This window comes from Kitasatospora sp. NPDC057595, assembly GCF_042800875.1.
In the GTDB taxonomy this organism is placed as follows: domain Bacteria; phylum Actinomycetota; class Actinomycetes; order Streptomycetales; family Streptomycetaceae; genus Kitasatospora.
Map to the genome: position 1 here is coordinate 227,323 of NZ_JBHVGL010000010.1, position 11,906 is coordinate 239,228.

Consider the following 11,906-nt stretch of genomic DNA (forward strand, 5'->3'; position numbering starts at 1 on the left):
GCGAGGAGAGGGTCACCATGGCCAAGTACCTGCTGCTGAAGCACTACCGCGGCGCCCCGGAGGCGGTCAACTGCGTGCCCATGGACCAGTGGACCCCGGAGGAGATCGAGGCGCACATGCAGTACATGCGCGACTTCGCGAACCGGCTGGAGAAGAGCGGCGAGTACGTCGACGGCCAGGCGCTCGCCCCCGAGGGGGCGTGGGTCCGGTACGACGGCGAGGGCCGGCCGCCGGTCACCGACGGCCCGTTCGCGGAGACCAAGGACCTCATCGCCGGCTGGATGGTGATCGACGTCGACAGCTACGAGCGCGCCGTCGAGCTGGCCGGCGAGCTGTCCGCCGCTCCGGGGGCGGGCGGGCGGCCGATCCACGAGTGGCTGGAGCTGCGCCCGTTCCTCGCCTTCTCGCCGACCATCACGGAGTGACCGCTCCCGTGGACGAGGCCCTGCTGCGCAGCCTCACCCCGGAGGTGCTCGCCGTCCTCGTCCGCCGCGGAGCCGACTTCGCGGCGGCCGAGGACGCCGTCCAGGACGCCTTGGTGGAGGCCCTGCGGGTGTGGCCCGCAGGGCCTCCGGCCGAGCCGAAGGGGTGGCTGGTCACCGTGGCCTGGCGCAAGTTCCTCGACGCGGCCCGGGCGGACTCCGCCCGGCGCCGCCGCGAGGACCGGGTCGAGGAGGAGCCGGCCCCCGGGCCGGCCCCCGCGCTCGACGACACGCTGCGGCTGTACTTCCTGTGCGCCCACCCCTCGCTGACGCCGGCCTCGGCGGTGGCGCTCACCCTGCGCGCCGTCGGCGGGCTCACCACCCGCCAGATCGCCCGGGCCTACCTGGTGCCCGAGGCGACCATGGCGCAGCGGATCAGCCGGGCCAAGCGCACCGTCTCCGGTGTGCGCCTCGACCGGCCGGGCGACGTCGCGACCGTGCTGCGGGTGCTCTACCTGGTGTTCAACGAGGGCTACTCGGGCGATGTCGACCTCGCCGCCGAGGCGATCCGGCTGACCCGGCAGCTGGCGGCCCGGGTCGACCACCCCGAGGTGGCCGGGCTGCTCGCCCTGATGCTGCTCCACCACGCCCGGCGGGCCGCCCGGACCGCCCCGGACGGCAGTCTGGTGCCGCTCGCCGAGCAGGACCGCTCCCGCTGGGACACCGCGGCGATCGCCGAGGGCGTGGCGATCCTCCAGGCGGCCCTCGCCCGCGACCGGCTGGGCGAGTTCCAGGCGCAGGCGGCCGTCGCGGCGCTGCACGCGGACGCGCGGACGGCGGAGGAGACGGACTGGGTGCAGATCGTCGAGTGGTACGACGAGCTGCTGCGGCTGACCGGCAGCCCCGTCGTGCGGCTCAACCGCGCGGTGGCGGTCGGCGAGGCGGACGGGCCGCGCGCCGGGCTGGCGGCGCTGGCGGAGGTGGACGCCGGGCTGCCGCGCCGCACGGCGGCGGAGGCCCACCTGCGCGAGCGGGACGGCGAACTGGCGACGGCGGCGCGGCTGTACGCCGAGGCGGCCCGCGAGGCGCCCAACCTCGCCGAGCGGGACCATCTGACCCGCCGGGCGGCCCGGCTCAACACCGCGCTCGCGGCGGACCGGGGCCAGGAGTGAGCGTGCGCGCCCCCCGCGCGCGGGCGAGTTGCGACCGCCCCGGTCCCCGGAAGAATTGAGCGCGGACGGCTCTCCGGGGACCGGCCCGCCCGTGCCGGCCGGCGCCACCCCGCACGAGGAGGGCCGCAGGACGAAGGGGATGCCCCATGACCGTTTCCAGCACCCCGGTCAACCTCACCCGCGCCGCCCACGTCGGCATCTCGGTCTCCGACCTGGACGCCTCGATCGCCTTCTACACGGCCCTCACCGGCCGGTCGCCGGTCGCCGAGGGAACCATGCACAGCGTGCCGTTCGGCAGGTCGCAGGGGCTGCCGGTCGCCAAGCTCCGCTACGCCACGATCAACCTGGACAACAGCCTCGGCATCGACCTCATCCAGTTCCAGGAGCCGGTGGGCGAGCGGACCGGCGGGGTGGCGAACCGCCCCGGCTCGATGCACCTGTGTCTGCGGGTCGACGACTTCGACGCGGTGTACCGGCGGATGAAGGAGGCCGGGTACGACTTCCTCGGCGACGACTACACGTTCATCGCGGGCGAGGTCACCCCGGAGGCGGCCCTGGGTACCAAGGTCGCCTACTTCAACGACCCCGACGGCACCAATCTGGAGATCATCCAGCCGGAGGGCGGCTTCGCGAGCTGAACTTCCGCGGCCGGGCGTGTGGCGAGCGTGCAGCCGAGCACGAGATACTTGCACTAGCCGCATATAGGCCCTAGCCGGTATTCGCCTTCATGGCTTACCCTTGGGTACAGCCACATTCGGAAGGAGACCGGCCTCATGACCGCCACGGACCCCGCGCTCACCGCCCTGGCCAGCGGCTGGGGTGCGCTTTCCCTCCTGCACGGCAGGATCGAGTCGCACATCGAGCGCGCCCTGCAGTCCAAGCACGACCTGAGCGTGCGGGAGTACTCACTGCTCGACGTCCTCAGCCGGCAGCACGACGGCGAGGGCGGCCACCTCCAGATGAAGCAGGTCGCCGACGCGGTCGTGCTCAGCCAGAGCGCCACGACACGACTGGTCACCCGCCTGGAGGACCGCGGCCTGCTGGCCCGCTACCTCTGCCCCACCGACCGCCGCGGCATCTACACCAATGTCAGCGAGGAGGGGCTGAAGCTGCTGGAGGAGGCCCGGCCGACCAATGACGCCGCGCTGCGCGAGGCGCTCGGCGAGGCCGCGCGCAATCCCGAGCTGGCCTCACTGGTGGAGGCCGTCGAGGCCGTGGAGACCCCGGCGCGCCTCGGCTAGCCACCCGACCCCGCCTCCCCCGACCGGCCCCAGCACCTCGCTGGGGCCGGTTTTTGCATGCCCGACCCCTCCACCCCGGCCCGGCGACCCCCGCAGCCCCGGCCCGGCGACCCCCGCAGCCCCGGCCCGACGACACCATGTGATCGCCGACATCCAGAGAACGACCACAGCCCGCGCTTGCACTTATAGCGCGCCTGCAACTATTGTGAAGACACGCAAGGAGCTCACTCAAGCAATCACAGAAGGGTCGAGCCCAATGCCTCTCGCACTGCTCGCTCTGGCCGTCGGCGCTTTCGGCATCGGCACCACCGAATTCGTGATCATGGGCCTGCTGCCCGAGATCGCCGCCGACTACGGCGTCTCCATCCCCACCGCGGGCCTGCTCGTCACCGGCTACGCCCTCGGCGTCGTCCTCGGCGCACCGCTGCTGACCGTGCTCGGCACCAAGGTCAGCCGCAAGCGGATGCTCATGCTGCTGATGGGCCTGTTCGTGCTCGGCAACCTGGTCTCGGCCCTCGCCCCCTCGTTCGGCATGATGCTCGCCGGCCGCGTGGTCGCCTCGCTCGCCCACGGCGCGTTCTTCGGCATCGGCTCCGTCGTCGCCGCCGACCTGGTCGCCCCGGACAAGAAGGCCGGCGCCATCGCCACCATGTTCACCGGTCTGACCATCGCCAACATCGTCGGCGTGCCGCTCGGCACCTACATCGGCCAGGCCGTCGGGTGGCGCATCACCTTCGCCGGTGTCGCCGCGCTCGGCATCGTCGGCCTGCTCGGCATCGCCAAGCTCGTCCCCGCCATGCCCCGGCCCGAGGGCGCCCACCTGCGCCGCGAGCTGACCGCCTTCCGCAACCCGCAGGTCCTGCTCGCCATGGCGATGACCGTGCTCGGTTTCGGTGGTGTCTTCGCCGCGATCACCTACATCGCCCCGATGATGACCCAGGTGGCGGGCTACTCGGACGGCGCGGTCACCTGGCTGCTGGTCCTCTTCGGCATCGGGATGTTCCTCGGCAACCTGCTCGGCGGCAAGTACGCCGACCGCAAGCTGATGCCGATGCTCTACACCACCCTGGGCGGCCTCGCCGTCGTCCTGGCGCTGTTCACCCTGACCGCGCACAACAAGGTGCTGGCCGCGATCACCATCATGCTCGTCGGGGCGCTCGGCTTCGCCACCGTCCCGCCGCTGCAGAAGCGGGTGCTCGACCAGGCCCACGGGGCGCCCACCCTGGCCTCCGCCGTGAACATCGGCGCCTTCAACCTCGGCAACGCCCTCTCCGCCTGGCTCGGCGGCATGGTCATCGCCGCCGGCCTCGGCTACACCTCGCCGAACTGGGTCGGCGCCGTGCTCGCCGCCGCGGCCCTCGTCCTCGCCATCTGGTCCGCCGCCCTGGAGCGCCGCACCCCCGTGACCGCGACCGCGGCCGACCCCGTCGCCACCGCCGTTCCGGTCCACCACTGACCGTCCCACCCTCCCCGTCCGGCCCCCTCACCTCAGGAGAACCACCCCCATGAGCACCACCACCGTGACCCCGCTGACCACCGCCGACGCCGAGACCCTGATCACCGCCGCCCGAGCCGCCGCCGAGGCGGCCGGGGTCCCGGTCAGCGTCACCGTCCTCGACGCCGGGGGCCACCTGCTCGCCTTCCGGCGCGACGACCGGGCCGTGCTGATCTCCGGCGAGACCAGCACCCGCAAGGCCTACACCGCGCTGCAGCTGAACGCCCCGACCGCCGACCTGGTCGACCTGGTCAAGCCCGACGGCCCGTTCCACTCGCTGCCGACCGCGCTCGACCGTCCGCTCCTGTTCATCGCCGGCGGCATCCCCGTCCACCGCGACGGCCGCCTCGTCGGCGCCATCGGCCTCGGCGGCGGCGCCCCGGAGCAGGACCACTCCTTCGCCACCGCCGCCCTCCAGGAGCTGGACCGGTGAGCCGCACCCCTCGCGAGGTCTTCGCTGACCACGGTGAGCGCCTGGGCACCGGCGACCTCGACCACATAGCGGGCAACTACACCGAGGACGCCGTCCTGATCACCCCCGACGGGGAGTTCCGGGGCCATGACGGGGTCCGGCAGGTGATCGGCCGGCTGCTGGCCGACCTGCCGCAGGCCGAGTGGTGGCTGACCCCGCAGTTCGCCGGCGAGATCCTCTTCCTCCGCTGGGCGGCCGCCACCGGCACCCACCGGGTCGCCGACGGCACCGACACCTTCGTCTTCCGCGACGGCCTGATCAGTGCCCAGACCGTCCGCTACACCCTCAGCAACCGCACCGACTGAAAGACCGGTACCACCATGAACGCCCCCACCGTCCCCACCGTGAAGCTCAACAACGGCGTCGAGATCCCCCAGCTCGGCTTCGGCGTCTTCCAGGTCCCGGACGACCGGACCACCGCCGCCGTCGCCAGCGCCCTGGAGGCCGGCTACCGCAGCATCGACACCGCCGCGATCTACGGCAACGAGGCCGGCGTCGGCCGGGCCCTGGCCGAGGGCGGCGTGCCGCGCGAGGACCTGTTCGTCACCACCAAGCTGTGGAACGCCGACCAGGGCTACGACGAGACCCTGCGCGCCTTCGACGCCAGCCTCGCCAAGCTGGGCCTGGAGACCGTCGACCTCTACCTGATCCACTGGCCCACCCCGGCCCGCGACCTCTACCTCGACTCCTGGCGGGCCATCGAGCGCCTCGCCGCCGACGGCAGGATCCGCGCCGCCGGTGTCTCCAACTTCCAGCCCGCCCACCTCCAGCGCCTGCTGGACAACAGCGAGCTCGTCCCGGCCGTCAACCAGGTCGAGCTGCACCCCGGCCTCCAGCAGGCCGAGCTGCGCGCCTTCCACGCCCGGCACGGCATCGCCACCGAGGCCTGGAGCCCGCTCGCGCAGGGCGCCGTCCTGGACGACCCGGCGATCACCGCGATCGCCGAGCGCACCGGCAAGTCGCCCGCTCAGGTGGTGCTGCGCTGGCACCTGCAGCTGGGCAACATCGTGATCCCCAAGTCGGTCACCCCGGCCCGCATCCGCCAGAACCTCGACGTCTTCGACTTCGAGCTGACCGACGCGGACATGGACGCGATCGGTGCGACCGACCGCGGCCTGCGCACCGGCCCGCACCCGGACCAGTTCAACTGATCCTCCCGACGCCCCCGCTCCACCACCGGCCGACCGACCGGGGCGGAGCGGGGGCGTCCCCCGTTGCCGCTCCGCCCGCTCCCACCGCTCGCCCGGCACCCCCGCTCGCACACCCGCCCGCACACCCGCTCGCACCGCCTCGGAAGGATCCGCCATGGCCTCCGCCCACCCCGCCCTCGCCCGCATCGCCCCCGGCGACGGACGGCTCACGATCGGCCTCGAACTGCCCCTGGACAACGACTGGGGCCCCGAGCGCGGACGCGCCGACCGCGCCGCCGGCCTGCCGTTCGGCGTGCCCGACCTCACGGCGCACACCGAGCGCGCACGGCTGGCCGACCGGCTCGGCTTCGCCGCCCTGTGGCTGCGCGACGTCCCGCTCTACGACCCGCTCCAGTTCGGCGACGCCGGCACCGTCTTCGAGACCTTCACCCACCTCGGCCACCTCGCCGCCGTCACCGAGAACGTCGTCCTCGGCACCGGCGCGACAGTCCTGCCGCTGCGCGAGCCGCTGCTGGTCGCCAAGGCCGCCGCCACCGTCGACGTGCTGTCCGGCGGGCGCATGCTGCTCGGCCTGGCCAGCGGCGACCGCCCGGTGGAGTACCCGCTGTTCGGCCGCGACTTCCAGTCCCGCGGCGCGGCGTTCCGCGAGGGCGTCGAGACCCTGCGCGCCGCCTGGCGCGGCGGGCCGCTGGAGCTGCCCGCCGTCGGCCTCGGCGCGGACCGGCAGCTGGAGGTGCTGCCGCGGCCGGTGCACCCGGCCGGGATCCCGATCGCCGTCGCCGGCGGCGCCCAGCAGACCCCGGAGTGGATCGCCGAGAACGTCGACGCCTCCCTCAACTACCCGCGCGAACTGGGCGCGCTGCGGATCAGGGCCCGGGAGTGGCAGCAGCGGACCGACGGCGCCAAGCCGTACCTGACGCCCATGGTCCTCACCCTCCAGGATGACCCCGACGCCCCGGCCACCCCCATCCGGCTCGGCCTGAGCACCGGCCGCAACGCCCTGGTGGAGCACCTGAAGGCGATGGCCGGTCTCGGCGTCTCCCATGTCTCGTTCAACCTGCGCCCCAACGACCGGCCGATCGAGGAGCTGCTGCACGAGCTCGCCGAGCACGTGCTGCCGAACTTCCCCACGCCCGAGGCCGCCCCGGCAGTCGAGGACAGGATCTGACCTATACGGCTCCTATCGTGGGACACGTCGGACGGCGACGGACCGTCGAGAACGCAACACCCCACGGAGGTACGGACATGAGCGACACCACGGCCACCACCGCCCCTGCGATCACCGGCGAGCGGGCCGACCTGCTGGAGCAGCTCGCCATGCAGCGCCACTACCTGCGCCACACCACGCGCGACCTGACCGACGAGCAGGTCGGGCTGCGCACCACCGCCAGCGAACTGTGCCTGGGCGGCCTCATCAAGCACGTCTCGGCCGTCGAGCGGGCCTGGGTCGACTTCATCCTCGAAGGCCCGTCCGCGATGCCCGACTTCACCAGCATGACGCAGGCCGAGCAGGAGAGGTGGACGGGCATCTTCCGGATGCTGCCCGGCGAGACGCTGGCCGACGTGCTCGCCGAGTACGCCGAGACGGCGCGCCGCACGGACGAGCTGATCGCCGCCCTGCCGGACCTCGAGGTCTCCCAGCCCCTGCCGCCGGCGCCGTGGTACGAGCCCGGCGCCCGCCGCTCGGCCCGCCGGGTGGTGCTCGGCATCATCGGCGAGACGGCGCAGCACGCGGGCCACGCCGACATCCTGCGGGAGTCCCTGGACGGCGCCAAGTCGATGGGCTGAGCACCCCCGATGGCCCGCCCCCGACAGCCCGCCCCCGGCGCGTGTCCCGTGACGCACGCCGGGGGCGTCGCGGCCGCACCGCGGAGTTAGAGGGTCTCACTGAAGCTGTTGACACTCACAGAGGCAAGGAGTTACAACTTATAACGAACGCAAAAGCCTCTAGGGAACAGGAGGGTGCGGCCATGAGTGACCTGCGCCTGCTCGAAGTCGTCCTGCCGGGTGTGGTGGCCCCGGAGGGGCTGGAGATCCGCCGGGGCACGGTGCCGGAGCCCGGCCGGGGCCAGGTCGTGATCGGCGTGGAGGCGACCGGCGTCTCGTTCGCCGAGCAGCAGATGCGCCGCGGGCGGTACTACGACCAGCCGCCGTTCCCCTTCGTCCCCGGCTACGACCTGGTCGGCCGGGTCCTGGCCACCGGCGAGGGCGTCGACCCGGCCCTGACCGGCCGGCGGGTGGCGGCGCTGGTGAAGACCGGCGGGTGGGCCAGCCATGTGGCGCTCGACGCCGCGGACGTGGTGCCCGTGCCGGACGGCCTCACCTCGGCCGAGGCGGAGGCCGTGGTGGTCAACGGCATCACCGCCCGGCAGATGCTGCACCGGCTGGCCCGGGTGCGCCCCGGGCAGACCGTGCTGGTGCACGGCGCGAGCGGCGGCGTCGGCTCGGTGCTGGTCCAACTCGCCCGCACGGCGGGCGCGTCGGTGATCGGCACGGCCTCCGCCCGGCACCACGACGCGCTGCGCGAACTGGGCGCCGTCCCGCTCGACTACCGGACCGGTGACCTCCCCGCCCGGGTGCGGGAGCTGGCGCCCGGCGGAGTGGACGCGGTGTTCGACCACGTCGGCGGGCGCAGCGTGGTCGACTCCTGGCAGCTGCTCGCCCCCGGCGGCGCCCTGGTCGCCTACGGCAGCGCCTCCACCCGGGACGACACCGGCTCCAAGCAGTGGCCGGTGCTGAAGATCCTGGCCCGCACCTGGTTCTGGAACACCCTGCCCAACGGGCGCCGCGCCCACTTCTACAACATCTGGGCGGGCCGCGCCCTGCGCGCGGACGGCTTCCGCACCCGGCTGCGGGAGGACCTCACCGAGGTCTTCGACGCCGTCCGCCGCGGCGAGGTCTCCGCCCGCGTCGCCGCCGAACTCCCGCTTACCAGCGCCGCCGAGGCGCTGCGCCTGGCCGAGTCCGGAACGGTGAGCGGCAAGGTGGTGCTGATCCCCTGACGCCCGCACCGTCGCCCCGGCCGGCCCCGTGTTGCCGCTGGTGCTCGGCCACGGCCGGCCGGACTCGTTCCGGCGCTACTCGAAGGTGTGACCGCGGCGCCCGGGACGCGCTTCCGCTTCTTCCCCCGGCCGGCCATCGGGGAGCCTTCCACCGGCGGTGGCGGATCGACCGGTGGGTGGCGCCGTTCTCCGGAAGAACGGCGCCACCGGCGGTCCCGTGCTGGGACGCACGAGGTACGGACGGCGGCCACCGGGGCCGCACCCGGTCCGCGAGCCGGGTCCGGCGCAGGTGTGCCGGACCACTCCGTTCCCGCTCCCCTCGCCCCGGATCAGCGGGCGCTCTCCGCCGTTCCGGTGCGGAAGGCCGTGAGGGAGTCGGTGAGCGCCCTGGTCACCGGTCCCTGCTGGGAGCTGAGGAAGAAGTGCCCGCCGGGAAAGGTCCGGAGCCGGAACCCTCCGGCGGTGACCTCCGTCCAGCGCTCCGCCTCCTGCCGGGTCACCTGCGGGTCGGCGTCGCCGGTCAGCACCGTGACCGGGCAGCGCAGGGGCGGCCCGTCGCGGTGGACGTGGGTCTCGACCGCCGTGTAGTCGGCGCGCAGGCACGGCAGGATCATCCGCCGGATGTCCTCGTCGTCCAGGAGCGTGCTGTCGGTGCCGTTCAGCTGCTGGATCTCGGCGAGGATGCCGGCGTCGTCGCGCAGGTGCACGGTCTCGTGCCGCGTGGTGGTCGGCGAGCGGCGGCCCGAGACGATCAGGCCGAGCAGGTCGACGGCGCGCTCGGCCTCCAGCCGGCGGGCCGTCTCGTAGGCCAGGACGGCGCCCATGCTGTGTCCGAAGAACACCAGGGGCCGCTCGGTGCGGGGGCGCAGCACGGCGCAGATGGCGTCGACGAAGGCGTCGACGGTGTCCAGGCAGGGTTCGTGGCGGCGGTCCTGCCGGCCCGGGTACTGGAGGCAGAGCACCTGCGTCCGCGGCCCGAGCGCGCCGGACAGCGGCTGGAAGTAGCTGGCGGAGCCGCCGGCGTGCGGGAAGGCGACCAGGGTGACGGCCGCCTCGGGGGCCGGGCGGTACTGCCGCAGCCAGCGTCCGCTCAGCTCCGCGAGGTCGGGGTCGAGGCCGGGGTCGGGCATGGGAGGGGGATCCGTTTCTCGTGGTGGGACCGGTCCGGCCGGTCAGCCGGCGAAGCGCAGCGGCAGCTCGGTGAGCCCGCGCAGGAAGTCCGAGCGGTGCCAGGTCAGCCGCCCGGGCGGGACGGCGAGTTCCAGGCCCGGGAAACGGGCCAGGACCTCGGTCAGCGCGACCCTGATCTCCTGCCGGGCCAGCTGGTGGCCGAGGCAGAAGTGCGGGCCGTGGCCGAAGGCGAGGTGCGCGGTGGTCGGGCGCAGCAGGTCGAAGGAGTGCGGGTCGGCGCGGACGGCCGGGTCCCGGTTGGCGGCCGACGGCAGGAAGCGGACCAGCTCGCCCTTGCGGACGTTCACGCCATCGATCTCGATGTCGTCGAGCGCCACCCGGTTGGTGGTCGACAGCAGGGAGCCGCGGTAGCGCAGCGCCTCCTCGGTGGCGCCCGCCACGAGCTCCGGGTCGGTCCGGAGCGCGGCCAGCTGATCGGGGTGTTCGAGGAGTTCGAGGAGTGCGCTGGAGATGACGTGGGCGGTGGTGACGTGTCCGGCGAACAGCAGGACGGAGCAGAACCCGACGAGCTCCTCCCGGGAGAGCGCCTGTCCGTCGTCCAGCCGGGCGCCGACGAGCTCGCTCAGCAGGTCCTCGGTGGGTTGTCGGCGCTTCGCCTCGACCAGGTTGGTGCAGTAGGCGGCGAAGGCGTCCGTCGCGGCCTGGCGGACCGGCGCCGAGGGCGAGTCCATGTTCTTGACCCGGCTGTGGAACACCTCGCGGTCGGCCGACGGCACGCCGAGCAGCTCGCAGATGACCTCCAGCGGGAAGGGGTTGGCGAAGGCGGAGACGAAGTCGGCCTCCCCCTCGGCGGGAAGGCCGTCCAGCAGGCCGCGGGCGATCTCGGTGAGGCGGGGTTCCAGCGAGCGCACCGCGCGGGAGGCGAAGGCGGCGCTGACCAGCCGGCGGTAGCGGGCGTGCTCCGGATTGTCCTGTTCGAAGAGGACGATCGGGGCGTCCGGGATCTGCGCGGCCTGCGGCGCGTGCCGGTGGAGGTCGCTGGAGAGCCGGGGGTCGCCGAGCAACCGCCGGGCGGACTCGGCGCCGAGGACGGTCCACGCCTCGGTGCCGTCGGCCTGCCGGGCGCGGATCACCGGGTGGCGGCGGGCCAGCTGCCCGAGCTCGCGTTCCGCGTCGGGCAGGGAGGAGATCTGGACGAGGTCCAGGACGGGGATCATGCCCGACCCTCCGGTCCGTCCGGGGTGGTGGCGGTGACCCGGGGGAGGTCCCTGAGCCACAGGTGGCGGCTCGCGATGCGCCAGCGGTCCCCGTCCTTCTCCAGCAGGTCGACGTACGAGCCGCTGCGGCCGATCTCGTGGCTGCCGTCGTCGAGGGCGAAGGTGACGGAGAGCAGCGAGCGCGCCTCGGCGGTGTTCCCGTCCGAGCGGACGACGACCGTGTTGCCGGTGAGGTGGCGCTGGTGGGCGCCGCGTGTCTCGGTGTGGTGGCGGTACAGCGCGGCCATCGCGAAGACGATCCGCTCGCGGGTGGTCACCGACGGCGGGAAGCCCTCGGGGGCCGGGGTGAAGGTGAAGCTCGCGTCCTCGGTGAACAGGTCGCCGAGGGCTTCGAAGTCGCCGGAGTCGTAGTACAGGCTGTAGGCGGCGATGACGTCCTGGATGGCGGCCCGGTCGGCGAGGAACGCCGCGTCGAGGTGGCCGGTCGAGCCGGGCGCCGGAAGCAGCGGGGCGGGCGTGGGGGCGGTGGTCCGGGGCATGGGTGATGATCCCTTCGTCGGTCGTACGGTCCGTCGGCCGGCCGGGGGCCGGTGGTCCTGCGGG

At 73.6% G+C, this 11,906-nt stretch carries 14 protein-coding genes; 11 read left to right on the forward strand and 3 right to left on the reverse strand.

The window, feature by feature from the left end:
• Positions 1–17 precede the first annotated feature (17 nt).
• The 11 genes from ACFU9E_RS17935 to ACFU9E_RS17985 all read left to right on the forward strand — a co-directional run bounded on the left by ACFU9E_RS17935 (position 18) and on the right by ACFU9E_RS17985 (position 8,955).
• Positions 18–425 carry a YciI family protein gene (locus ACFU9E_RS17935; RefSeq protein ID WP_380286405.1) on the forward strand — a complete coding sequence of 136 codons (408 nt, stop codon included), beginning with the start codon at positions 18–20 and terminating at the stop codon, positions 423–425.
• Between the two features lie 8 nt (positions 426–433).
• Entirely contained in the window at positions 434–1,594 is a 1,161-nt protein-coding gene (locus ACFU9E_RS17940; RefSeq protein ID WP_380679994.1) for an RNA polymerase sigma factor, read from the forward strand.
• Between the two features lie 146 nt (positions 1,595–1,740).
• The gene (locus ACFU9E_RS17945; RefSeq protein WP_380679958.1) at positions 1,741–2,232 is read left to right on the forward strand and encodes a VOC family protein; all 492 of its coding nucleotides are present in this window, start codon (positions 1,741–1,743) and stop codon (positions 2,230–2,232) included.
• Positions 2,233–2,367: 135 nt separating this feature from the next.
• The gene (locus tag ACFU9E_RS17950) at positions 2,368–2,835 is read left to right on the forward strand and encodes a MarR family transcriptional regulator (RefSeq protein WP_355363373.1); all 468 of its coding nucleotides are present in this window, start codon (positions 2,368–2,370) and stop codon (positions 2,833–2,835) included.
• 256 nt (positions 2,836–3,091) lie between these two features.
• Complete coding sequence (locus ACFU9E_RS17955) at positions 3,092–4,291, forward strand: MFS transporter (protein ID WP_380679961.1); 1,200 nt, start codon at positions 3,092–3,094, stop codon at positions 4,289–4,291.
• Between the two features lie 49 nt (positions 4,292–4,340).
• Positions 4,341–4,763, forward strand: a complete 423-nt coding sequence (locus tag ACFU9E_RS17960; protein ID WP_380679964.1) for a heme-binding protein — start codon at positions 4,341–4,343, stop codon at positions 4,761–4,763.
• The gene (locus ACFU9E_RS17965) at positions 4,760–5,107 is read left to right on the forward strand and encodes a nuclear transport factor 2 family protein (RefSeq protein ID WP_380679967.1); all 348 of its coding nucleotides are present in this window, start codon (positions 4,760–4,762) and stop codon (positions 5,105–5,107) included. Before ACFU9E_RS17960 ends, ACFU9E_RS17965 begins: the two co-directional genes overlap by 4 nt.
• 15 nt (positions 5,108–5,122) lie before the next feature.
• Positions 5,123–5,953, forward strand: a complete 831-nt coding sequence (locus ACFU9E_RS17970) for an aldo/keto reductase (protein WP_380679970.1) — start codon at positions 5,123–5,125, stop codon at positions 5,951–5,953.
• A gap of 154 nt (positions 5,954–6,107) precedes the next feature.
• Positions 6,108–7,121 carry a TIGR03571 family LLM class oxidoreductase gene (locus tag ACFU9E_RS17975; protein ID WP_380679973.1) on the forward strand — a complete coding sequence of 338 codons (1,014 nt, stop codon included), beginning with the start codon at positions 6,108–6,110 and terminating at the stop codon, positions 7,119–7,121.
• A gap of 77 nt (positions 7,122–7,198) precedes the next feature.
• A complete protein-coding gene (locus tag ACFU9E_RS17980; RefSeq protein WP_380679976.1) occupies positions 7,199–7,741 on the forward strand; it encodes a DinB family protein in 543 nt (180 codons plus the stop codon).
• Between the two features lie 182 nt (positions 7,742–7,923).
• Positions 7,924–8,955 carry a medium chain dehydrogenase/reductase family protein gene (locus tag ACFU9E_RS17985; protein WP_380679979.1) on the forward strand — a complete coding sequence of 344 codons (1,032 nt, stop codon included), beginning with the start codon at positions 7,924–7,926 and terminating at the stop codon, positions 8,953–8,955.
• A 329-nt stretch (positions 8,956–9,284) separates the two neighbouring features.
• Here ACFU9E_RS17985 and ACFU9E_RS17990 read toward each other — a convergent pair whose 3' ends face one another.
• The 3 genes from ACFU9E_RS17990 to ACFU9E_RS18000 are packed head-to-tail and all read right to left on the reverse strand — an operon-like array spanning position 9,285 to position 11,842.
• Positions 9,285–10,085, reverse strand: coding sequence for a thioesterase II family protein (locus ACFU9E_RS17990; protein ID WP_380679982.1), 801 nt, complete (start codon positions 10,083–10,085; stop codon positions 9,285–9,287).
• Positions 10,086–10,127: 42 nt separating this feature from the next.
• Complete coding sequence (locus ACFU9E_RS17995) at positions 10,128–11,303, reverse strand: cytochrome P450 (protein ID WP_380679985.1); 1,176 nt, start codon at positions 11,301–11,303, stop codon at positions 10,128–10,130.
• Entirely contained in the window at positions 11,300–11,842 is a 543-nt protein-coding gene (locus tag ACFU9E_RS18000) for a nuclear transport factor 2 family protein (protein WP_380679988.1), read from the reverse strand. The genes ACFU9E_RS17995 and ACFU9E_RS18000 overlap by 4 nt, the downstream gene beginning before the upstream one ends.
• Positions 11,843–11,906 lie beyond the last annotated feature (64 nt).